The 21,532-nt window shown below is 64.4% G+C and carries 18 protein-coding genes; 9 read left to right on the top strand and 9 right to left on the bottom strand.

All coding sequences use genetic code 11. From position 1 onward, the window contains the following. The first annotated feature begins 97 nt into the window (after positions 1 to 97). Together ABIA90_RS17220 and ABIA90_RS17215 are read left to right on the top strand one after the other, a co-directional pair. The gene (locus ABIA90_RS17220) at positions 98 to 1,069 is read left to right on the top strand and encodes an SDR family NAD(P)-dependent oxidoreductase (protein ID WP_063982923.1); all 972 of its coding nucleotides are present in this window, start codon (positions 98 to 100) and stop codon (positions 1,067 to 1,069) included. Positions 1,070 to 1,378: 309 nt separating this feature from the next. Continuing rightward, positions 1,379 to 2,497: an alpha/beta hydrolase family protein gene (locus tag ABIA90_RS17215; protein WP_063982924.1), complete on the top strand. Its 1,119-nt coding sequence runs from the start codon at positions 1,379 to 1,381 to the stop codon at positions 2,495 to 2,497. A 116-nt stretch (positions 2,498 to 2,613) separates the two neighbouring features. On the opposite strand, the gene ABIA90_RS17210 is transcribed toward ABIA90_RS17215, so the two are convergent. Then, positions 2,614 to 3,120: a MarR family winged helix-turn-helix transcriptional regulator gene (locus ABIA90_RS17210; protein ID WP_028152624.1), complete on the bottom strand. Its 507-nt coding sequence runs from the start codon at positions 3,118 to 3,120 to the stop codon at positions 2,614 to 2,616. Between the two features lie 407 nt (positions 3,121 to 3,527). Between ABIA90_RS17210 and ABIA90_RS17205 the strand changes: the two genes are divergently transcribed. Beyond that, positions 3,528 to 5,057 carry a porin gene (locus tag ABIA90_RS17205; protein ID WP_063982925.1) on the top strand — a complete coding sequence of 510 codons (1,530 nt, stop codon included), beginning with the start codon at positions 3,528 to 3,530 and terminating at the stop codon, positions 5,055 to 5,057. 268 nt (positions 5,058 to 5,325) lie between these two features. Here ABIA90_RS17205 and ABIA90_RS17200 read toward each other — a convergent pair whose 3' ends face one another. From ABIA90_RS17200 to ABIA90_RS17190, 3 genes are all read right to left on the bottom strand, one after another. Next, positions 5,326 to 5,829 carry a GcrA family cell cycle regulator gene (locus ABIA90_RS17200; RefSeq protein ID WP_063982926.1) on the bottom strand — a complete coding sequence of 168 codons (504 nt, stop codon included), beginning with the start codon at positions 5,827 to 5,829 and terminating at the stop codon, positions 5,326 to 5,328. A gap of 72 nt (positions 5,830 to 5,901) precedes the next feature. Beyond that, positions 5,902 to 6,099, bottom strand: coding sequence for a hypothetical protein (locus ABIA90_RS17195; protein WP_007603456.1), 198 nt, complete (start codon positions 6,097 to 6,099; stop codon positions 5,902 to 5,904). Positions 6,100 to 6,299: 200 nt separating this feature from the next. Beyond that, on the bottom strand, positions 6,300 to 7,241 hold the full coding sequence (locus tag ABIA90_RS17190) for an acetamidase/formamidase family protein (protein WP_354117992.1): 942 nt from the start codon (positions 7,239 to 7,241) through the stop codon (positions 6,300 to 6,302). Between the two features lie 232 nt (positions 7,242 to 7,473). Between ABIA90_RS17190 and ABIA90_RS17185 the strand changes: the two genes are divergently transcribed. From ABIA90_RS17185 to ABIA90_RS17170, 4 genes are read left to right on the top strand one after another with little or no spacing between them, the layout of a single operon-like run. Continuing rightward, positions 7,474 to 8,190, top strand: a complete 717-nt coding sequence (locus ABIA90_RS17185; protein WP_354117993.1) for a YdcF family protein — start codon at positions 7,474 to 7,476, stop codon at positions 8,188 to 8,190. 60 nt (positions 8,191 to 8,250) lie between these two features. Beyond that, the gene (locus ABIA90_RS17180) at positions 8,251 to 9,033 is read left to right on the top strand and encodes a DUF169 domain-containing protein (protein ID WP_166342045.1); all 783 of its coding nucleotides are present in this window, start codon (positions 8,251 to 8,253) and stop codon (positions 9,031 to 9,033) included. A gap of 9 nt (positions 9,034 to 9,042) precedes the next feature. Next, positions 9,043 to 10,221 (top strand): saccharopine dehydrogenase family protein, encoded by a 1,179-nt coding sequence (locus ABIA90_RS17175; RefSeq protein ID WP_354117994.1) that lies wholly within the window; start codon positions 9,043 to 9,045, stop codon positions 10,219 to 10,221. Between the two features lie 28 nt (positions 10,222 to 10,249). Beyond that, positions 10,250 to 11,425, top strand: a complete 1,176-nt coding sequence (locus ABIA90_RS17170; RefSeq protein ID WP_354117995.1) for a saccharopine dehydrogenase family protein — start codon at positions 10,250 to 10,252, stop codon at positions 11,423 to 11,425. Between the two features lie 140 nt (positions 11,426 to 11,565). Here the strand turns inward: ABIA90_RS17170 and ABIA90_RS17165 are convergent, their stop codons facing one another. After that, on the bottom strand, positions 11,566 to 12,762 hold the full coding sequence (locus ABIA90_RS17165; protein WP_354117996.1) for an FAD-dependent monooxygenase: 1,197 nt from the start codon (positions 12,760 to 12,762) through the stop codon (positions 11,566 to 11,568). A gap of 147 nt (positions 12,763 to 12,909) precedes the next feature. On the opposite strand from ABIA90_RS17165, the gene ABIA90_RS17160 reads away from it, so the two are divergent. Further along, the gene (locus tag ABIA90_RS17160) at positions 12,910 to 13,386 is read left to right on the top strand and encodes a MarR family winged helix-turn-helix transcriptional regulator (protein WP_166105847.1); all 477 of its coding nucleotides are present in this window, start codon (positions 12,910 to 12,912) and stop codon (positions 13,384 to 13,386) included. On the opposite strand, the gene ABIA90_RS17155 is transcribed toward ABIA90_RS17160, so the two are convergent. The 3 genes from ABIA90_RS17155 to ABIA90_RS17145 all read right to left on the bottom strand — a co-directional run bounded on the left by ABIA90_RS17155 (position 13,355) and on the right by ABIA90_RS17145 (position 17,580). Beyond that, a complete protein-coding gene (locus tag ABIA90_RS17155) occupies positions 13,355 to 14,611 on the bottom strand; it encodes an O-antigen ligase family protein (RefSeq protein WP_354117997.1) in 1,257 nt (418 codons plus the stop codon). The two genes, ABIA90_RS17160 and ABIA90_RS17155, sit on opposite strands and share 32 nt — an antisense overlap. Positions 14,612 to 14,775: 164 nt before the next feature. Beyond that, the gene (locus ABIA90_RS17150) at positions 14,776 to 16,326 is read right to left on the bottom strand and encodes an undecaprenyl-phosphate glucose phosphotransferase (protein WP_247302022.1); all 1,551 of its coding nucleotides are present in this window, start codon (positions 16,324 to 16,326) and stop codon (positions 14,776 to 14,778) included. A gap of 120 nt (positions 16,327 to 16,446) precedes the next feature. Next, positions 16,447 to 17,580, bottom strand: coding sequence for a glycosyltransferase family 4 protein (locus ABIA90_RS17145; protein WP_166097027.1), 1,134 nt, complete (start codon positions 17,578 to 17,580; stop codon positions 16,447 to 16,449). A 201-nt stretch (positions 17,581 to 17,781) separates the two neighbouring features. On the opposite strand from ABIA90_RS17145, the gene ABIA90_RS17140 reads away from it, so the two are divergent. Then, positions 17,782 to 20,064, top strand: coding sequence for a GumC family protein (locus tag ABIA90_RS17140; protein ID WP_354117998.1), 2,283 nt, complete (start codon positions 17,782 to 17,784; stop codon positions 20,062 to 20,064). Between the two features lie 195 nt (positions 20,065 to 20,259). Here ABIA90_RS17140 and ABIA90_RS17135 read toward each other — a convergent pair whose 3' ends face one another. Beyond that, positions 20,260 to 21,441, bottom strand: coding sequence for a GNAT family N-acetyltransferase (locus tag ABIA90_RS17135; RefSeq protein ID WP_354117999.1), 1,182 nt, complete (start codon positions 21,439 to 21,441; stop codon positions 20,260 to 20,262). Between the last annotated feature and the right edge of the window lie 91 nt (positions 21,442 to 21,532).

Below are 21,532 nucleotides of genomic sequence, written 5' to 3'. Positions count from 1 at the left end.
TTACCTGCGGATGCGGCGCTGCTACATTTTGCGCGCGCCGCGATGCGCGGCGCCAGCTGTGAAGAAACATACCGACAAGGGGAGGGACCGAAGTCCCATGAAGGATTTTGCAGGAAAGATCGCCGTCATCACCGGCGGCGGCACGGGGATGGGACGCGAGCTCGCACGGCAGCTCGTCGCCGAGGGCTGCAATGTCGCGATGTGCGACGTCTCGGAGGCCGCGATGGCCGAGACCAAACGGCTTTGCGAGGTCGAGAAGCTCCCGCAGGGCCTGCGGGTCACGACCCATGTCGCCGACGTCTCGATCGAGGACCATCTCAAGCGGTTTCGCGATGAGCTCGCCGAGCAGCAGAAGACCGATCGGATCCACCTCCTGTTCAACAATGCCGGCATCGGTGGCGGCGGCAGCCTGTTCACCAACACGCGCGAGCAGTGGGAGCGTACCTTCAACATCTGCTGGGGCGGCGTCTATCTCGGCGTGCGCACCTTCCTGCCGATGCTGGTGGCGGCCGATGAGGCCCACATCGTCAACACGGCGAGCGTCAACGGCTTCTGGGCCTCGATCGGCATGGGACAGGCGCACACCGCCTACAGCTCAGCGAAGTTCGCGGTGAAGGGATTTACCGAAGCGCTGATCAACGACCTCCGCCTGCACGCGCCGCATGTCAAATGCTCGGTGGTGATGCCCGGCCATATCGGCACCTCGATCGTCTCCAATTCGCGCAAGGTGCAGAGCGCCGACGGGTCGGAGCGGCTCAATGCCGACGAGGTCGCGCTGACCCGCAAGCGCATGGTCGCGGCCGGCGTGCCGGATGCAGACAAGATGTCGGACGAGGACATCCAGGCTGCGTTCGCCGAACGCGCCCGCAGCTTCCTCGAGGACGCGCCGACGACGGCTGCGCAGGCCGCGAAGATCATCCTCGACGGGGTCAAGGCGGACCGGTGGCGCATTCTTGTGGGCGAAGACGCAAAGCGCCTTGACGAACGCGTGCGCGCAACGCCGGAGCAGGCCTACGACCGCGCCTTCTATGAAAGCTTTACGCAGGAAGTTGGCTGGCGGCTCGGTTGATTCGGTTTGGCTGAGACTGTCAACGAACGTCCGCGTATGTAGGTATGACGACCATCATGGCAAGAGGTGCGGACGTATTATTACACAGGTAATTTACATGTTACGCAGGTAACTTTACGTGCCACCTCTTGCCACTTTCCGACGCCTTATGACGATTTGGAATGTCACGCATGCGACATGCTCCGTCGTTCAAGGAATGTTCAAGCGATGGTGATGTGAAACGGGTCTCATTCGGCGCACGGCAGCTTGGTTGGTGAACCAAAATAGTTTAGTCCATCAGGGGTAACGCCATCATAAAGCGTAGCTCCGATGATACCCGCATGCCTCTCCGACGACTGGATCCTCTGCCCGGAGAGAGAGGATATTTCCGCTGAATTCACGCGGCTCCTCACCGCGGCGCAGGAGGGTGGCGCCACCATCGCAGAGTGCCTGATGATCGCGCGGCAGCTCAAGCAGGGCGGCGAGCAGTCCTGGCACCGCGAGTGGAAGCGGCTGGCGCAAGCCAACCGGCAGCGAGCCGAAGCGGCATTCGCGGAAGGCCACATGGCGACCGCGCAGCGCAACTGGCTGCGGGCGATGAATTACTACGGCGCGGCCGCGATGCCGCTGGACCAGGCCGACGAGCGCCGCTGGGTCGCGGTGCTCGCCATGCAGGAATGCGCGCGCCGCTTCCTCACTGCGCGCGGTCCGGCTGGCGAGGTCGTCACGATTCCCTGGGCCGATGACGGACACGTTTTGCAAGGCTATTTCCTGCCTGCGTCCCCGGCCGGCAAGCGGGCTCCGACCGTGATCTGCATCGGCGAGCCCGGACACCGCAAGGAAGAATTCCTGTTCAAGCTCGCGCCGCATGCGCGCGAACGCGGATTGTCGATGCTCGCGCTGGACCTGCTCGGCGACCAGCGTGACGACTATACCGACACGCTCCTGCAGCGCCGCGACCTCGAGAGCTCGATTGCCAGCGTCATGGATTATCTGGAGACGCGCCGCGACGTCGATTTCGATCGCGTCGCCATCGTGGCCGACGGGTGGGGCTCTTCCTTCGTCGCGCGCGCGGTGTTGCAGGAGCCGAGGCTTGCCGCGGCGGTCTGCGACGGCGGTCTGTGGGACCTGCACGAACGATCCTTCTTCGCCAGCCGCTTTGCGATGAGCGACCTCAGCATCGTCCCGGTGCCGTCGGCGCCGTTGATGGCCTCGAGCGTCGACTGTCCGGTGCTGATCACACTCGGCGAGGACGGCTGGCTCAAGGCCGACCGGGCGCGCCAGATCGTGCAGAAGTCGCGACTCGGCAGCTCCGACATCGTGCTGAAGGTGTTCACCGCGCAGGAGACCGGCGCGGCACAGGCCCACGCGGACAATCCCAGCCTTGCCAACGAATACATCTTCGACTGGCTGGAATCGCAACTGGGCGCCACGGGGCGGCGGATCTGAACGCCGCCTGCTGCCTTAAAGCGCGATGAGATTGGGATGGATCGTCATCGCGCTTTAGGTTGTTGTTCGGGCATGATCTTTTCGGAAAACCGCTTCGCACTTTTCCGGATCGTGTTTTAGTAGTCGAGGGATATCCTGACGCAGGCCTTTTCGAGCCGGGTCTTCAGCGTCGCGAGCTTGCCGGTGAATTCGGTCAGTTCGTTCTCGTCGAATTCTTGGAAGACGAATTCGCGGATCGTTTTGTACTGCTCGTTGAGGCTTGCGATGTGCTTCTGCGTCTTCTCGACCAGGGACAGCCGCACCACGCGGGCGTCGGTCGGCGAGGGCCGTCGCCGCAGCAGGCCCTTCTTCTCCAGCAGCTTGGACTGGGTGGTAACGAAGGACGGATCGACGTGGAGCAGCTTGGAGACCACGTTGACGGGCACGCCGTCGTCCTTGTCGAGGTCGGAGATCGCCATCAGGATCAGCCATTGCGGACCGCTGATGCCCAGCGTTCTCGCCCAGAACTGACGCAACTCCTCCAGATACATGTTGATCGACGATATTTCCCAGGTGAAACGCCTGATGATATCGAGATTGCCGATGGAGCGGAGGCGCGCTCCTTCCTTCCTCGTCGCTGACACTGCGTCACTCCCGTGATCTGATTCTTTTCCGGCCGGTGTCTTGCACGGCCATAGTCCACGCAAGCCTGCCCTGACGCAAGTGCAGAGCAGGGTAATTTTGTCACTAAAACTACAAAGATGATCAGCTCAGCATATTCCCTCACTCGCGGTGTTGCGCGCGGGGCACAGGTTTAGTGAAACAACAAAGCTGACTAAATAAACTATTTTGATTAGCGGAACGGCGCAGGCATATTGGCCCGTGACGGTGGGGGGTACTCAATCGTCCCGTTGCAGGTGGTTCGCTCACGTCCCTCGCGTCGATGCGGGTGTGTCCAAAAGCGCGAAGCGGCCGAGCGGATTTGAAAAGACGGGGATCTGGGGGGCCTCACGGTCCGGTCTCCGTAAAATGAGCAACTTGGAGGTTTTATATGAAAGTGGTGAAGAGCCTTTTGCTCGGCACTGCGGCGGGTCTGATCGCCGTCGGCGGAGCACAAGCGGCCGATCTTCCGGTCAAGGCCAAGGCGGTCGAGTACGTCAAGATCTGCTCGCTCTACGGCGCGGGCTTCTACTACATCCCGGGCACCGACACCTGCATCAAGCTCGGCGGCTATCTGCGTGCTGAAGTCGCGCTCAATGCCGGCGGCAACTACAGCGCCGCCTACAACGGTGTTTCCGGCGCGAACAACCGCCTGTCGAACTACTATTTGGCGCGCGCTCGCGAGGACCTCAACATCGATACCCGTACCGCGACTGAGTACGGGGTGGTTCGCACTTACTTTGACGCGGTGTTCACCTGGACGACCGATAACTATACGGGAAGCGGCTCGGCAACAGGCGCGACCGTTTACTCGCAACTCGGAAGCACGGGCGTGTCTGCGCCGAACAACGCAAGCTCGGGCACGATCTCGGGTGGTACGCTCGGCGTCTACTATGCGTTCATCCAGTTCGCCGGCTTCACCATGGGTAAGTCCGTGTCGCAGTTCGACGCGCCCTGGACCAACTATCCCGGCAACAACTTCGACCAGCTCGTCGGTGGCAGCGGCTCCGTGAACGGCGTCGCCCAGTTCACCTACACGGCCGATTTCGGCCAGGGCGTGACCGCGACCGTTTCGGCGCAGGACCAGACCCAGTTCTTCACGACCAACATCTGGAACACCGCCGGCATGTCCACCAGCGGCGTCCTCGGCGGTGCTTACGGCTCGAACGATATCGGCGGCACTAGGTCGCCCGACATCGTCGGCATGGTTCGTGTCGACCAGGCCTGGGGCCTGTTCCAGGCGTCGGTGGCTGCGCACGACAACCACGTCGCCTACTACGGCGCGTCCGAAGTCACCGGTCATCCGGAAGACAAGTGGGGCTGGGCCGTTCAGCTAGCTCTGCAGATCAAGAACATCCCGACCGGTGCTGGCGACGTGATCAACATCTCGGGCGTCTATACCGACGGCGCGAGCCGCTACAACTTCCAGTCGCTGGCGGCGACCAGCTACTCGATGTTCGGCGGTTCGGGCAGCGCGTATCAGAGCATCGGCTTTGCCGGCGTGTCTGACGCGGTGTTCGGTCCCAACGGCCAGCTCGAGCTGACCAAGACCTACGGTTTCCGTGGTGCCTACACCCACAACTGGAACCCGTACTGGAATACGGCGCTCTACGGCGCGTGGGCTGCGGTCAACTACAGCGGCACGGCGAAGGGCCTGATCTGCGGCAGCGCTGCGTTCGCCTCGCTGACCGGCACCTGCAACCCGGACTTCAACATCGGCCAGATCGGCGTCATCACCCGCTGGACGCCGGTCAAGAACCTGACCTTCTCGGCTGACTTCGTCTACAGCCACCTCGACCAGAAGTACTCGGGCGTGATCACCACCCCGGCGCTGGCGTCGGTTGCCAAGCCTGCGGCAACCTACGAGCTGAAGGACCAGGACACCTACAGCCTGCTGCTGCGCGCCCAGCGCAACTGGTAAGCTGAAGACCGTTCCGATCTGATAGAGCCCCGGCGGGAAACCGCCGGGGCTTTTTCATGAAAGCGGCCTTCGGAAAATCCGGCAACACGTTGCAAACGACGAAGACGAGCTATGCGAATCGATCGTCCTCAAACTTATTTACTTACCTGAGTTGATCAGCTATCTTGTTTTCAGCCGATTACGAAAGTCACGGCTCTTAGCTTCATGCTAAGCCTCCAGAAACCTCCGGTGATGCCCCGCCGGAGGTTTTTCGTTTTGGGATTTTCCTTCAGCCGCGCATCACACGGGCGCGCGAGTTCGGCCGGTAGGCGAGGCGGCTGTGGCCGACGCAGTAGGACTGGCCGTCGGGCGCGGTATTGCCGCAGAAGCAGAAGTCGTCTGCGCCCGGCGTCGAGATCGGCCAGCGGCAGCGATTCTCGGCGAGCTCCAGCAGCGAGCAGCGGTTGGCATCGTCGATCGGACCCGCGACCACAGGTGTGTCGGTGTCGCCGTAGATCGTGGCGAGCATCTCATATTGCAGCCGCGGTACGGCTCTCGTCCCGCGCCGCGGCGCGAGGCTCCGCTCGAGCTTGCGCTCGTCGCTCGTCCTGCCGCGCGTGAGATTGAGCCGGGACAGCTTGCCGATCACCGCGTTGCGGCTGACGCCGATGTCGGCAGCGATCTCGCTGCAGGTGAGGCCGGCCTCGAAGTGCTGCTTCAGAAGCTCAATTCGTTCGTTGGTCCAAGTCGGTGAAGAAGCAGTCGGTGAAGAAGTTGGTGAGAGAACAGGCATTGTAACGGTCCCAGGTTGCAGATGTCGGCCATCCGCCTCTCGAGATCCGTCCGCCTCACGTCCGGCGCGCCCTCACGTTCTGCCGTTGTCGCGAATCGACAAAAGGCCGTCCTTGATGGCGAGACGGATGCCTTCCTCGATCAGAGTGCGTGCGACGCCGGGAACGCTGGTGCCGTGGGTGCCCTGTCTCACCAGTTTTTCCAGATAGGTGATGGTCGAGAGCGCCAAGGTTACGGGAATGCGGTCAGTCTCGGCTTTTTCGGTGGCCATGGCCCGAACGCTAGCCTCTTACTCGGGTACATAAAAGTAACGATTAAGACTCTATTTAGGTTCAGGGGTGGGAGTCAAATCCGGGCAAGACCGGTGTTTCAGCTCATTGGAATCGCTCGGGAAATCAGGCGCAGCTCCGCGCGCCGCGCGGGATGCCGAGCGGAGGCGGAGTGGAGACGGGTCCGGGCAGGCGGGTGTGGCTAGCCGTGCACGATCGCCTTTTCGATCATGCAATGGATGCCCTTGCAGCCGTTGACGGTCTGCGTCACCCGCAGGTCGGCGGCCAGGCTGCACAGCGTGTAGGCGTCCTCGCGCGACAGGTTTCGCGTCTCGCCGAGCAGCACGATCATGTCGCGCAGCGCGCGCACCGCACACTGGTCGAGGTCGGGGTCCATGGCCATGGTCATGTAATGCGTCGCCGTTTCGGCGCGCGGATAGTCGAACCTGAGATCCTTGCGCAGCGTCAGGCGGAAGCGGCCCTGGAGCGCGGTCTCGATCGCGGTGACGCAGACCTCGCCGTCGCCCTGCACACCATGGCCGTCGCCGCAGGAGAACATCGCGCCCGGGACGAACACCGGCAAAAAGAGCGTCGCACCGGCCCCGAGCTCCTTGTTGTCGAGATTGCCGCCCATCGCGCGCGGCACGAGCGAGGAGATGCGGCCCCAGGCCGGCGGCGGCGAGACGCCCATCACGCCGAAGAACGGCTTGAGCGGTAGATCGAGGCCCCAGGGCATGCGGCCGACCATCCGCGACCGGTCGAGCGGAATGTTCAGGATGCGCGTTTCGTGGAAATCGTCGGGCAGGGTGCCGGACAGCGGCTTGATCATGTTCCAGCCCCAATCCTGCCGGAGCTGGACGTCGAGGATCTCGACCGTCAGCACGTCGCCGGGCTCGGCTCCCTCGACCGCGATCGGACCGGTGAGGATGTGGCCGGGCAGCATGCGCTCGTTTTTGGCGTGAACCTCGAACATCTCCGGCGGAATGTGAAATTTGGTGCGGTCGGGCAGCATGTCGGGCCCGCCGCTGATGGTGTCGACCGTCACCTCATCGCCGCTTTTGACGGTGAGGACGGGTTTGAGCGCGGCTTCGAAGAAGCCCCAATGGCAGGTCTCGGGGCTTGAATGCAGGTGGTGATGGGTCATTGGCCGCGTCCAATCGGTTTCATCAGAACTCGTCATGAGAACCTGTTATGCCCGGGCTTGACCCGGCGATCGATCCTCTTTCAAGAAGATTTCTGAAGATGGACGGGCCGGTCAAGCCCGGCACGATCATTCCAGCGAGGCTCCCCTGTATTTCGTTCTTTCCAAGACCCTCGGCACCGCTCTGCTGCCGATCAATCTCCTGATCGAGCTCGGAATCCTGTCGCTGCTGCTGATGGCGACGCGGTTTGCTGCGGTCGGCCGCAAGCTCGCGGTGACCACGCTGGTGCTGCTGGCGCTGGTCGCGTTCTCGCCGATCGGCAATCTTCTGCTCTATCCGCTGGAGTCGCGTTTCCCGGCGTGGGACCCGTCGCGGGGCGCCCCCGACGGCATCATCGTGCTCGGCGGCTCGATCGACACCGATCTGTCGGCGGCGCATCGCACGCCCGTGGTTGCGCACGCGGCCGATCGCATGCTGGCGCCGGCCGAGCTCGCGCGGCGCTATCCGAACGCGCGTATCGTCTTCACCGGCGGCTCGCCGAACCTGGTCGCGACGGAGGCGAGGGAGGCCGACTATACCGCGCCGATCCTGGAAAGCCTGGGCATACCGAAGGAGCGTCTGATCCTCGAGCGCGACTCCCGCAACACCTGGGAGAACGCGATCTTCACAAAGCAGCTGGTGACGCCGAAGCCGGGCGAACGCTGGCTTTTGGTCACGTCGGCTTTCCACATGCCGCGCGCGATGGGGATTTTCCGCAAGGCTGGATTTGATGTCGAAGCCTATCCGGTGGATTGGCGGATGGGCGGGCGCGACGGGCTCTTCGCCTTCACCCGCAATGGGGCGGATGGTCTCGGCAAGACCGACGTCGCCGTGCGCGAATGGATCGGCCTTTTGGCGTATCGCATCACGGGGCGGACCGGCGAGTTGCTTCCGGGACCGGGCAAGGACTAAAACGGGAGTCGCAAAACAAGAACAGAGTACCGGCGCGCGATCGCCGGTCGGGAGGACGCCATGCAGCAGCAGAGCGCAGACAGGATCGATCTTGCCGGCCTCGTCGCCGACCTCAACAGCCTGCTGCGGCTGAAGACGACGGTGATCGGCATGAAGCTGTTCGCGAGCGCCGCCGACATGGAGGCGATCCCGAAAATCCGGCGGCCGAACGCGGTCCACACCACCGACCAGATCGTCAGCATGGCTGCACGTCTGGGCTGGACGGTCGGTATCACCGCCGACGATCTTGTCGGTGCGCAGTGTCGCGCCGTGATCGGGCTTGCGCCGCAGGACGAAAAATGGCTCGCCGGCGAAAACTATGTCGGGGTCTGGCACGGTACCGCGGAGGACGCGCGCAAGCGCCAGGAGGCGCTGGACGTGGTTCCGTTCGGGCAGTATCAGGCGCTTGCGGTCAGTCCGCTCGCGAGCGGGCGGCTCGATCCGCCCGACATCTGCCTGGTCTATGCAACGCCGGGGCAGATGATCATCCTGATCAACGGGCTGCAATATACCGGCTACAAGAAGTTCGAATGGGGGGTGGTCGGTGAGACCGCCTGCGCGGATTCCTGGGGGCGGGCGCTGAAAACCGGCGAGCCCAGCCTGTCCTTGCCATGCTATGCCGAACGGCGCTATGGCGGCGTGCCGGACGAGGAGATGCTGATGGCCTTGAAGCCCTCGCATCTTGCCAAGGCGATCGAGGGCATGAAGGCGCTGGCCAAGAACGGCCTGCGCTATCCGATTCCGCCCTATGGGATTCAAAGCGACGTCCGCGCCGGCATGGGCGTGAGTTACGCGAAGAAATAAAGGTCGACCATGAGCTCAGCGAAATTCGACATCGTCGTCTACGGTGCGACCGGCTTCACCGGCCAGCTCGTCGCCGAATATCTGACTCAGCATTACAAGGGCGACCACGCGCTCAAATGGGCGATGGCAGGCCGTAGCCTCGGCAAGCTCAAGTCGGTACGCGACGCGATCGGCGCGCCCGGGAATACGCCGCTAATCGTCGCGGATGCGGCGGACGCGGCCTCGCTGAAGGCGATGGCGGAGCAGACGATGTCGGTGATCACCACCGTCGGCCCGTATCAGCTCTATGGCGAGGAACTGCTCGCGGCCTGCGTCGCCACCGGCACCGATTATTTCGATCTCTGCGGCGAACCGATCTGGATGCGACAGATGATCGACAAATACGAGGCGGCCGCCAAAGAGAGCGGCGCGCGTATCGTGTTTTCCTGCGGCTTCGACTCCGTGCCGTTCGAGCTCGGCGCGTTTGTCGTTCAGGAAGAGGCCAAGCGCGTGTTCGGCGCTCCGGCCTCGCGTGTGAAAGGTCGCGTGCGTGACATGCGCGGCACGCTCTCGGGCGGCACCGCGGCGAGCGCGAAGGCGACCTTCGATGCGGTCGCAAAGGACATCAGCCTGATCGCGATCCTGAACGATCCGTTCGCGTTGACGCCGGGCTTCACCGGCCCGAAGCAGCCGAAGGGCAACAGGTCGCTGCTCGAGGAGGACCTGCAATCCTGGGCCGCGCCGTTCATGATGGCACTGATCAACACGCGCAATGTCCACCGCTCCAACATGCTGATGGGCTTTCCCTACGGCCAGGACTTCGTCTACGACGAGATGGTTCTGACGGGTCCCGGCGAGAAGGGCGAAGCCAACGCGCAGCGCGTGGTGGCCGCCAACGCCGAGAAGACCGGTCCGAACGCGCCGAAGCCGGGCGAGGGGCCGTCGAAGGAAGAGCGGGAGAACGGTCGCTTCGACCTGCTCTATGTCGCGATCGCGCCCGACGGCCGCATGGTTCGCGCCGGCGTCACCGGCGACCGCGATCCCGGCTACGGCTCGACCTCGAAGATGATCTCCGAATGCGCAATGTGCCTGTTGCGCGATGTGACAGACGTCCCGGCCGGATTCTGGACGCCGGGCGCGGCGATGCAGCACAAGCTGATCAAGCGGCTGCGGGACAATGCCGGGCTGACGTTCGAGGTGGAAGCGTAAGGCCCACGGCCTCAGGGAAGCGTGATCCGTGTCCGCGAAGTTCGACATCGTCGTCTACGGCGCGACCGGATACACCGGCCAGCTCGTCGCCGAATATCTCGCTGCAAGCTACGCCGGTGACGGCGCGCCGACATGGGCGATGGCCGGGCGCAGCAGGGACAAGCTCGCCTCCGTTCGCGATGCGATCGGCGCACCCGCTGACACGCCGCTAATCGTGGCGGACGCGGCCGATCCTGCGTCGTTGCGCGCGATGGTCGATCAGGCGAAGCTGGTGGTCACAACGGTCGGTCCCTACCAGCTTTATGGTTCCGATCTGCTCGCCGCCTGCGTCGCGTCGGGCACCGACTACATGGATCTCTGCGGCGAGCCGATCTGGCTGAAGCAGATGATCGACAGGCATGACGCGGCGGCGAAGGCGAGCGGCGCGCGCATCATGTTCTCCTGCGGCTTCGATTCCATCCCGTTCGAGCTCGGTGCGTTCTTCGTGCAGGAGGAAGCCCGTCGCGTGTTCGGAGCGCCGGCGCCGCGCGTCAAGGGGCGCGTCCGCGACCTCAGTTGGAAGTTCTCCGGCGGCACCTCGGCGAGCGCGAGGGTCACCTTCGAAGCAGTCGCGCAGGATCTCAGCCTGGTGTCGATCCTCAAGGACCCCTTCGCATTCACGCCCGGCTTCGAGGGGCCGAAACAGCCGCGCGGCAACAAGCCCGTTTTCGAGGAAGACCTGCAATCCTGGTCCGCCCCGTTTGCTATGGCGACGCTGAACACGCGCAACGTCCATCGCTCCAACATGCTGATGGGATTCCCGTATGGCCGGGATTTCGTCTACGACGAGATGGTGCTGACGGGGACGGGGGACGAAGGGCAGGCCAACGCGAAGCTCGTCATGGCCGCCAATAGCGAAAAGACCGGCCCCAAAGCGCTCAAGCCCGGCGAGGGGCCGTCGAAGGAAGAGCGCGATAACGGTCATTACGACGTGCTCTATGTCGCGATCGCGCCCGACGGCCGTCAGGTTCGCGCGGCGGTGAAGGGCGATCTCGATCCCGGCTATGCCTCAACGGCGAAGATGGTTTCCGAATGCGCGATCTGCCTGCTGCGCGACACGCCTGATGTCCCGGCCGGTCTCTGGACGCCGGGCGCAGCGATGCAGCACAAGCTGATCAAGCGGCTGGTCGATCACGCCGGGCTGAGGTTTGAGGTGGAGAGATAGGCGCTTTTGCGTGCCTAAATGACGGTGTCGTCGCCCGGCTTGACCGGGCGACCCAGTATTCCAGAGACAGTGTTGTTGAATCGAGAGGCCGCGGCGTACTGGATCGCCCGCCTTCGCGGGCGATGACAGTGAGATTGCCGCTACGCCGCCCGCGCATCATACGCGTACATGAACTCCATGCTCTTCGATCCCAGCGGCAATAGCCATTTCATCATCTGATTGCGGACCCATGCGCCGGTGGCGCTGAACTCGCGCTTGCTGTTGCCGTTGCGGCGCGCCATCGCGACGATCTTCTCGGTGCGCGGCCGCCGTTCGGCCTCGAAGGCCTGGAAGGTGGCGCCGAGCTCCTGGCCCTCCTGCATCAGCCGCGCGAGCCGCATCGCATCCTCGAGCGCGAGCGAAGCGCCCTGGCCCGCGTGAGGGCTGGTCGCATGCGCGGCATCGCCGATCAGCAGCGAGCGCTTGCGCGACCAGGTCGGCAAGGTCGCGACGTCGAGCGTGTCGGTGACCACGATGTTCTCGGCCGCGTCGATGATGTCGGGGATCGGATCGTGCCAGCCGTGATGGAAGCCGCGCAGATGCTGTTTCAGCGTCGCGTGGTCGAGCGCGCGGAACATCGCCGCGTCCATGCCGTGCGCGGGCTGCGTGCTCCACCACATCACGCCGTCGTTCGGATCCGGGCTGCAATAGCCGTAACCGAAGGAGCCGCTCTTGCCGAACGTGGTCTCGACGTGCCGGCGGATCTGCCTTCCATCGAGGACGGCGTGCGGCACGAAGCCGCCGAACCCGATCAGCCCGGTGTCGAACGGTTGCGGACCGTCCGGCACGACCTGGCGGCGCACGACCGAGTGCACGCCGTCGGCGCCGATCAGGAAGTCGCCTTCTGCCGTGGTGCCGTCGGAGAAGTAGGCGATGATCGGCTGGTCGCCGCGGTCCTCGATCTTGATCAGGCGCTTCTCGAAATAGAGCGAGACACAGGCGCACCAGGCCTTGTCGATCAGGATTTCGTTCAGCGTGGCGCGGCAGACATTGACGGCCGGCTGGCCGAAGCGCCGCACCATGTCGCGGTTGATCGAACCGAGCCGTTCGCCGCTCTGCGAATAGAAGTCGAAGGATTCCGCGATCGAGCCGCGGCTGATCAGCTCGTTCGCGAGCCCGATCTCGTCCAGCACATGCATGCCGTTCGGTGCGATCTGGAGGCCGCCGCCGATGCCCTTCGAATAGGGCCAGGCTTCGTAGATTGCGGATTCGATGCCGGCGCGGCGCAGCAGGATCGCGGTGACGGGCCCGGCGATACCGGCGCCGATGATCAGGGCCTTGCGGGGACGGTTGGACATGGCTTGCTCCCGACGTTTCCGTGGTGCTAGGAGGAATTACGGTTGCTAAATCTCTTAGTAGCTAAGATATATATCGACTAAGATATGAGGTCGGCCTTGTCAAGGACGAAGGCGCGCGCGGCGCTGTTGCAGGAGCTCGAGGAGGCGATGCGGCGGTCGTCCGCGCAGGGCGTGCTCTATGGCCAAACGGTTGCGAACGTTGCCGGAATTGCCAATTCCGACCTCGAATGCATGGACATTCTCTATCTGGAGGGCCGCGTTACCGCGGGCCGGCTCGCCGAGGTCACGGGGCTGACGACGGGTGCCATCACCGGCGTGGTAGACCGGCTCGAGAAGGCCGGGCTGGTGCGCCGCGAGCGGGACGAGCAAGACCGCCGCAAGGTCTTCATTTCCGTCGTGCCGGAGACTGCGATGAAGATCGGCCAGCTCTATGTGCCGATGCAGCAGGCGATGGAGAAGGTGTTTGGCGCCTATTCCGACGAAGAGCTGCGCCTGCTGCTGCGCTTCGCGACCGAGGGCTACAAGGGCGTGCTCGCTGCAACCGAGGCGCTGAAGGGACTTCTCGATACGCCGCCGGAAAAGCGTCCCGATCTCAAGTTGAAGAAGCTTCGTCGCGAGACTTGATCTTGTAAGCCTGCGCAGCCGCGATCATGCCCCACATCGCGCCCAGCATCATCCAGAAGTGCCGCCAGTGGTCGGTGTCGATCACAAAGCTCTCGCCGACGGTGCCGACGAAGGCGGAGAAGATCGCGAGATAAGCGCGCTGCCAGGGCACACGGACGAAGATGTGCCTGATACCCATGATCACGGTGGTGAAGACCAGCGCGGGATAGCACACGCCGGAGAGCCAGCCGCCGGACATGAAGGCGTTGAGATAGGAGTTGTGGGTGTCCTCGGGGAAGTAGCGGTGGAATTGCAGGGGGCCGATGCCGAATGGCAGGTCGAGCGCCATCTCCGCGCCGAGGATGTGCCGGCCGAACCGGCCGAAGCGGCCTTCGTCATAGCTTTGGTCGAAGCTTGCGCGCTGCTTGAACATCTCGGCGGTGGAATCGAATGACAGCAGCACCGCGATCAGCGCGAGGCCCAGCACCGCGGCAACGATCGCCATGACGACGATGCGCGAGCGCTGCGCGTTGGTGCGGCTGGTCAGCACCATCAGCGCCAGCATGAAGGCGGAGGTCAGCACCAATCCGCCCCAGGCGGCGCGGGAGAACGCGAGCAGGATCGCCAGCGACATGATGCCGAAGGCGATGACGTTGCGGAACGCCTTGGCAAACTTGTCGGAGACCACGCTCTGGAGCGCGAATAGCGCCGGCAGGATCAGGAAGGCGCCGAGCACGTTCGGATCCTTGAACGTGCCGCGCGCGCGCCCGTAGAGTGTGAGGAGATCGTCTCCGCCGGGAACCAGATGGAAGTAGCCGGCGACCGCCGACAGCGAGGCGACCATCGCGCCGACCACGAGGCCGCGGCGGAGCATGTCGAGCCGGGCCGCGGTGTCTTCCGAGGTGACCATCGCGAAGAACACGACGGTGACCGCCATGTACCAGGAGGTCGCAATCCAGCTCGCCACCTCGGACTGTTCGAACAGCGGGACCGCGCTGATCGTGTAGCCGACATTGAGCAGGACCAGCATCAGGATCAGCAGCATCAGCACGAGCCGCAGGCGCAGGCCGGTCGCGAAGAAGGTGACCGCGGCCAGCAGCGTCACGATCTCGTAGGGGCTCGGCTCGATGAAGACGATGGCTCCGGAGGCGCCGGCCAGCCACACCAGCGCGCGCTGGATGGCCAGCACGCCGGGCGCAGCGCGAACCGCTGCATTCATCTCCCCGGCTGTTGCCGCATACGCCATCACATGCTCACGCTACTCGTACACGCACACAACTTCCGACGTCATGCCCCGCGAAAGCGGGGCATCCAGTACTCCGAGCCGTTCGTGGCAGTTTCTACTGCCGGCGATTACTGGATCGCCCGGTCAAGCCGGGCGATGACAGTGAGGCTCGGGTACGACAAAACTCAATACGCGTTCTCGTTCTTGGTCAGCAGCGAGACCGGCGTCTTCAGGAGAATGACGAGGTCGAACAGCACCGACCAGTTCTCGATGTAGTAGAGGTCGAATTCGACGCGCTTCTGGATCTTCTCTTCATTGTCGATCTCGCCGCGCCAGCCGTTGATCTGGGCCCAGCCGGTGATGCCGGGCTTGACGCGGTGACGAGCGAAATAGCCGTCGACGGCTTCGTCGAAAAGGCGACTCTGGAGCTTGCCCTGGACCGCATGCGGACGCGGGCCGACCAGGGACAAATTGCCTGAGAACACCACGTTGAAGAGCTGCGGCAGCTCGTCGAGGCTGGTCTTGCGGATGAAGCGGCCGACGCGGGTGACGCGCGGATCGTTTTTGGTCACGACCTTGGAGGCGGTCGGGTCGGCCTGATGGTGGTACATCGAGCGGAATTTGTAGACGTCGATGCGCTCGTTGTTGAAACCGAAGCGCTTCTGACGAAACAGCGCCGGTCCGGGGCTATCGAGCTTCACCGCCAGCGCCACCAGTCCCATCACCGGCAGGGCTGCGAGCAGCGCGAGGCCACCGACGATGCGGTCGAACAGCCACTTCATCACCAGGTCCCAGTCGGTGATCGGCGCCTCGAACACGTCGAGCGTCGGCACCTCGCCGAGGTAGGAATAGGAGCGGGGACGGAAACGCAGCTTGTTGGTGTGCGCGGAGAGCCGGATGTCGACAGGCAGCACCCAGAGCTTCTTCAACATCTCCAGGATGCGCGTCTCCGCCGAGATCGGCAGCGCGAACAGCACGAGATCGACCCGGGTGCGGCGGGCGAATTCGACGATGTCGTCGACCTTGCCGAGCTTGCGCGCGCCGGCGCAGGTGTCGAGCGCGCGACTGTCGTTGCGGTCGTCGAACACGCCGAGCACGTGGATGTCGGAATCCTCCTGGGCATTCAGCGCCTCGACCAGTTGCTCGCCGTTGCTGTCGGAGCCGACGACGATGGTGCGGCGGTCGAGCCGGCCCTGGCGTGCCCAGGCGCGCACCAGCGAGCGCAGCACCAGACGTTGGGAGATGAGCGCGGCGAGCCCGAGGAAGTAGAAGGCGGCAAGCCACAGCCGCGACATTTCGCTGCCGAACTTGGCGAAGAAGGATACGCCGATGAACAGCAGGAAGACGAACGACCAGGAGGAGATCATCCGCGTCATCTGCCGGAGCTGACCGCGGAACAGTTGCACCTGATAGATGTCGGCGGCCTGGAAGCAGACCACGGCGGCGACCGCGACGGCGATGATCTGCGCGGGATAAACCCAGCTGAAGGAGCCGGCGAGCGGCATGACATAGCCGACATAGAGCGCGATGCCGACGAGGCTGAGCAGCGCGAAATCGGCCAGGCGGACGAAGCCGGTGATCACGATCGGCGAATAGGCGCGGGCGACCTTCTGGTTGACGACTTCGAGCGCGGCGGGCGAGAGCCGGCGACGGCGCTCCACAAACGGCTGGTCAGCCGGCTTCGCCGCGGCGCTTGTGGCGGCGTCGAGCATCGAGCGTGCGTTGAGCGGTTCCACGGGCGTCCACGTCCATTCCAAAAAACCCGCGGGTCGCAGCGTTGCGCCCCGGGCGAGCATCCCCTGGCACGTCGATTATCGGACAAATCGGAAGATTCTCTAAAGCGGTCTTAAGGATGGTTAATGATTGGCAAATGCGTCGCGATAACCCGCGAGCACGCCGTCAACCATCGCCTGCTGGGAGAAATGCGCGGAGATGCGCTCGCGCAAGGCGACCGCACGCTGCGCGGTTCCTTGCGGATCGTCGAGTGCGGCCGCGATCGCTTCGGCCATGGCCTCGGCGTTGCTCGGCGCAAACAGCGCCGGGCTGTCATGCCCAAAAATCTCGGGGATGCCGCCGACGCGGGCCGCGATCATGGGAATGCCGGCAGCTCCAGCCTCGATAACGACGTACGGCATTGAATCGCCGCGCGAGGGCACGACCAGCAGCCGCCCCTTGGAGAAGCCGTAGCGCGCCTTGACGTGACCGATGAAGCGGATGGCGCTGGAGAGACCGAGCTTGTCGACCTGCGCTTTCAGCGCCGCCGTCTCCTCGCCGTCGCCGCCGAGCGTGAGCGTGACCTTCTTGCCGCCCTCGTGCAGGCGCGCCACCGCATCGACCAGCAAATCCGCGCCCTTGATGTGCCTGAACTCGCCGACATAAGCGAGATCGGTGGCATCGTCGGCGATGCTAACAGGCTCGAATTCTTCCGGCGTCACGCCATTGAAGACACAATGCACCACGCCCTTGGGCGTGCCGACGATGCGCTGATAGGTGTCGCGGGCAAACGCGCTCTCGAACAGGAACAGGTCCGTCGCGTCCATCAGCGTGCGTTCGAGCCGCGCGTAAAACTCGCCCTTGAAGGTGTTGAGGGGATAGTGCAGCGAGCCGCCATGCGGGGTGTAGATGCGGATGGCGTCGTTGGATCGCCTCCGCATGCGGACGAAGGCGCCGGCCTTGGCTCCGTGGCCGTGCGTGACGTCGGGTTTGAGCGCGGCGATCAGGCGCCGCATCCGCAGCCACACCAGAAAATCGTCCGGTGACGGTTCGCGGCGGATCGCCAGCCGGTGCACGCCGAGCTTCAGCCGCGGCGCGAGCTCGGCCAGCGCCTTGTCCGCGCGCTCACCGCCGGTGAGGCTGTCGGCAAGAATCCCGACGTGATGGCCGCGATCGACCTGACCGTTGGCGAGATCGAGGATGTGGCGGAAGATGCCGCCCACGGGAGCGCGCACGGCGTGCAGGATGCGGAGCGGCCGGTCGGGAGAGGGGGGCATGATCAGAACCAGCGCTCGACGGCGAATGCTCGAACAATTCTCGAAATATCGAGATGGATTAAGAGCCCTCGTGGTTAACAAACGGTGTCGGCGCGGTGCGCGCCGGTCGCGGCAGGGCGCGATTAACCCAGCAGCAACCTTAATGGAGTGTAATCGCCTCGGTTGAGGTAGAGTCGCAGCGTTGCCCTGCGGGAGTGTTCGATGCGTTTAGCGTTCTGGCGTGCCGGCAAGGACAAGGCGGTGGTCGAGCGGGCTATTTCGAAGCCCAAAGCCGAAGCCAAATCGATCGAAGCCGCGCCCGAGATTGAGGCAAAGCCTGCGCCCGTTGCTGCGAAGCAGGCACAAGCCGAATCCGGCGACATCGATTTGCACGCGCTCGGCGCGGTGCTCGCCCGCAAGCGCGGCTGGATCATCGTGCCGACGGTGCTCGCGCTCGTCGCATCGATCGCCGCCGTCAATCTCGTCACCCCGCGTTACAAGTCGGAATCCCGCATCCTGATCGACGGCCGCGAGAACGTGTTCTTGCGGCCGAGCAGCGACCGTAGCACCGAAGAGCGGCAGTCGCTCGATCCCGAGGCGGTGACCAGCCAGGTGCAGCTCGTGCTGTCGCGCGATCTCGCGCGCGAGATCATCAGGAAGAACAAGCTCGCGGAACGCCCCGAATTCGATCCGGTGCTGCAAGGCATTTCGCCGCTGAAGTCGCTCGCGGCGCTGATCGGCATCGGCCGCGATCCGTTCTCGATGACGCCGGAAGAGCGGGTGCTGGATGCCTATTACGAGCGGCTCCAGGCCTACGCCGTCGACAAGTCGCGCGTGATCGTGGTCGAATTCCAGTCCGCCGATCCCGACCTTGCCGCGCGCGTCGCCAATTCGATCGCCGACGGCTATCTCGTGCTCCAGCAGAATGCGCGCCAGGACCAGGCCCGCAGCGCCAGCCAGTGGCTTTCGGGCGAAATCGAAAATCTGCGCAAGAAAGTCTCCGACGCCGAAGCCAAGGTCGAGGACTTCCGTTCCAAGTCGTCGCTGTTCGTCGGCACCAACAACACCACGCTCTCGAACCAGCAGATGGGCGAGGTCAATACCCAGCTCAACAACGCGCGCTCGATGAGGGCGGATGCTGAATCCAGGGCGCGGCTGATCAAAGAGATGCTCCAGAGCGGCAAGCCGATCGAAGCGTCCGAGGTGGTGAATTCCGAACTGATGCGGCGGCTGTCCGAGCAGCGGGTGACGTTGCGGGCGCAGCTTGCCGAACAATCGTCCACGCTGCTCGGCAATCACCCGCGGATCAAGGAGCTGAAGGCGCAGCTTGGCGACCTCGACAACCAAATTCGCGACGAGGCGGCCAAGATCTCGCGCTCGCTCGAAAGCGATGCGCGGATCGCCGGTGGCCGGGTCGACGGCCTGACGGCGAGCCTCGACCAGCTCAAGAAGCAGGCGACCTCGACCAACGGTCAGGACGTCCAGCTCCGCGCGCTGGAGCGCGAAGCCAAGGCCCAGCGCGACCTGCTCGAGACGTATCTTGGGAAGTATCGCGAGGCCAGCACCCGCGAGAGCATCGATACCGCGCCGGCCGAGGGCCGCATCATCTCGCGCGCCATCGTCTCGAATACGCCGGCCTATCCGAAGAAGCTGCCGATCGTGCTGATCGCGACGATCGCGACGCTGCTGCTCTCGTCCGGCGTCGTCGTCACCGGCGAGCTGCTGCGCCAGACCGCGCCGCGTGCGGTGGCGGTGTTCACGCCGGCGCAAACGCAGGCGCCGGTGCGCCAAGAGCCGGTAGTCCAGCCGGTCGTCCAGCCGGTGGCCGAGCCGATGCTCGATCCGGTTGTGGAAGACCTTGCGCCGCTTCAGCCCGAGATGACGGCCGATGCCGACGTCACTGAATTCGCCGAGATCGAGCATCTGGCCGACAGCCTGCGAGCTGCGGGACCGGCGGCGAAGAAGGTCACGGTGCTCGGCACCGCGGCCGGCGAAGCCATCACGCTGTCGACGCTGACGCTGGCCCGGCACCTGGCGCGCGATGCGCGCGTCGTTGTGGTCGATCTCGCCGCATCCTCGCCGACCATCGCCGCGGTGTCCGTCGATGCTTCGGCTCCCGGCCTTGCCGAGCTGATGCAGGGCGAGGCGTCGTTCGCGCAAATCATCACCCGCGACAAGCTCTCGCGGCTGCATCTGGTCATGGCCGGCCGTCCCGGCTTCGACCGCAGCCTGCTGCAATCGCCGCGGGTGACGCTCGCGATCGATGCGCTGCTCCGCGCCTACGACCACGTGCTGGTGGACGCCGGCAGCGCCTCGGACCTCCCAGCGGAACTCTTGACGGCGCATGCCCGCGCCGTCGTGGTGCCCGATGCCTCGATGGCCGCCGATGCCCGCACGCTGATGTGCGAGCAGCTGAAGGCGGTCGGCTTCAGCGAGGTGACGATGCTGAGCAAGCCGGTGCAGCCGTCGGATGCTGTGGAAACGCCGCGCGTGGTGGCGGCGTAATTCTCGCCCTCTGCCCCTGCGGGAGAGGGTGGCTTCGCGAAAGCGAAGCCGGGTGAGTGGTCTTTCTCCACGAGCTCGGAATCGTAGGGTGGGCAAAGGCGCATTTGCGCCGTGCCCACCACCTTTCAACGATTGCGGGAGACGTGGTGGGCACGCTTCGCTTTGCCCACCCTACGAGACCAGAGGCTGTGACGCCTACCCGAACGCCTGCCGCAGCCGTCGCGCCAGATCGAACAACATCTGGTTCTGCTTCACCAGCCGTTTGCCGTGGCTCAGCGAGGACATCGCCATCGCCGCGAGTTTTCCGCGCGCGGTCAGGGGCACGAAGCTGTCGAAAATGTCGTCGTCGTCCTTGCAGAACATGCGCTTGTAATCGTCCGAGCCGATGCCGAGATCGAGCGAGCGGTAGCCGCGTTCGGCGTAGCGGTCGATGATGTAGCGCATCAGGATCAACCCGGGGCTGTAGCGGGCGTGCTCGGACATCGTGTAGGTGTTGAACATCATCGAGAAGCGCTGGCCGTCGGCGACGCCGGCGAAGATCGCGATCACCTCGTCGTCGCACTCGAGCGCATGGATGTCGATGACGCGGCCTTCGCCGCGCGGCGACAGGCATGCGCTGCGGATGAACGCTTCGACGCCGGGCTCGGCAAAGACGTTGGGCAGTTTCTGTTCGGCCATCCGCGCCGGCTTGACCCGGAAGAACCAGTCGAGCAGGCGGGTGACGTCCGCATCCGTGGTGGCGAGGTGATAACGATAGCCGGCAAGCGCCTGGAGCTTCTTTTCCTTGCTCTTGAGGCGGCGGCGAAAGGAGTTGCTGATCCGCGATGCGGGCGGCCCGCCCGGCTCCATCGCCAGGAGAGGGCAGCCGTTGATCGCACTCTGCCGCGGCAGCTGCGCGAACGGGTTGTGCTGGTCGTGCCAGCGCAGCGGCTGCTGCGTCAGCGCGAGCACGTCGGCATGCTCCCGCATCGGCGCAAGCAGCGCGTCGAGATCGGCGATGGCGACCTCGGCGGCGAACTCGGCGTTCCACAGGCCCATGTTGAAGGTGGTGTGCTTGCCGCCCATGAAGCAGGCCGTGCGCACGCCGTGGCCTTGCCGCAGCGAGAGCGGCAGCAGCAGGAGCGGCTGGCGCTCGGCGTCGCGGGCAATGACGATGAAGGGACTGGCGCCTTCGTGGCTGCCGACCAGCCGTTGCCATGGGCTGAGCAGGTCGAAGCGCTGGTAGGGCGTGAAGAGGTGGCCGCTCTCCTCGAACGCGCGCCAGACCGTCTCGGCCTCGGCCAGATCGCTGACGATATCGACATGCGCGATACGGTTCGCTTTCGACCGCGCTGGCGATTCTGCCGTCCGGCTTTGCATCGCCGCAGCCATGGTCATTCACGAAACCTGTCGAGAAACGAAAAATTTGCGTATTTCGGCCTGTGCCCGACCTTTGCAAAGAAATGTCAACAAAGGGTAATGACAATCA

Origin of the sequence: Bradyrhizobium sp. LA6.8, assembly GCF_040547935.1 — a bacterium.
In the GTDB taxonomy this organism is placed as follows: Bacteria; Pseudomonadota; Alphaproteobacteria; order Rhizobiales; family Xanthobacteraceae; genus Bradyrhizobium; species Bradyrhizobium barranii.
The sequence above is the reverse complement of the archived record's forward strand: the minus strand, read 5'-3'. Positions and strand labels throughout refer to the sequence as shown.

Excerpts from the sequence above, each read along its gene's own strand:
- ABIA90_RS17220 (WP_063982923.1), top strand. The coding sequence starts at position 98 with ATGAAGGATTTTGCAGGAAAGATCGCCGTCATCACCGGCGGCGGCACG.
- ABIA90_RS17215 (WP_063982924.1), top strand. The coding sequence starts at position 1,379 with ATGATACCCGCATGCCTCTCCGACGACTGGATCCTCTGCCCGGAGAGA.
- ABIA90_RS17205 (WP_063982925.1), top strand. The coding sequence starts at position 3,528 with ATGAAAGTGGTGAAGAGCCTTTTGCTCGGCACTGCGGCGGGTCTGATC.
- ABIA90_RS17200 (WP_063982926.1), bottom strand. The coding sequence starts at position 5,829 with ATGCCTGTTCTCTCACCAACTTCTTCACCGACTGCTTCTTCACCGACT.
- ABIA90_RS17195 (WP_007603456.1), bottom strand. The coding sequence starts at position 6,099 with ATGGCCACCGAAAAAGCCGAGACTGACCGCATTCCCGTAACCTTGGCG.
- ABIA90_RS17190 (WP_354117992.1), bottom strand. The coding sequence starts at position 7,241 with ATGACCCATCACCACCTGCATTCAAGCCCCGAGACCTGCCATTGGGGC.
- ABIA90_RS17185 (WP_354117993.1), top strand. The coding sequence starts at position 7,474 with ATGGCGACGCGGTTTGCTGCGGTCGGCCGCAAGCTCGCGGTGACCACG.
- ABIA90_RS17180 (WP_166342045.1), top strand. The coding sequence starts at position 8,251 with ATGCAGCAGCAGAGCGCAGACAGGATCGATCTTGCCGGCCTCGTCGCC.
- ABIA90_RS17175 (WP_354117994.1), top strand. The coding sequence starts at position 9,043 with ATGAGCTCAGCGAAATTCGACATCGTCGTCTACGGTGCGACCGGCTTC.
- ABIA90_RS17165 (WP_354117996.1), bottom strand. The coding sequence starts at position 12,762 with ATGTCCAACCGTCCCCGCAAGGCCCTGATCATCGGCGCCGGTATCGCC.
- ABIA90_RS17160 (WP_166105847.1), top strand. The coding sequence starts at position 12,910 with ATGCGGCGGTCGTCCGCGCAGGGCGTGCTCTATGGCCAAACGGTTGCG.
- ABIA90_RS17155 (WP_354117997.1), bottom strand. The coding sequence starts at position 14,611 with ATGGCGTATGCGGCAACAGCCGGGGAGATGAATGCAGCGGTTCGCGCT.
- ABIA90_RS17145 (WP_166097027.1), bottom strand. The coding sequence starts at position 17,580 with ATGCCCCCCTCTCCCGACCGGCCGCTCCGCATCCTGCACGCCGTGCGC.
- ABIA90_RS17140 (WP_354117998.1), top strand. The coding sequence starts at position 17,782 with ATGCGTTTAGCGTTCTGGCGTGCCGGCAAGGACAAGGCGGTGGTCGAG.
- ABIA90_RS17135 (WP_354117999.1), bottom strand. The coding sequence starts at position 21,441 with ATGACCATGGCTGCGGCGATGCAAAGCCGGACGGCAGAATCGCCAGCG.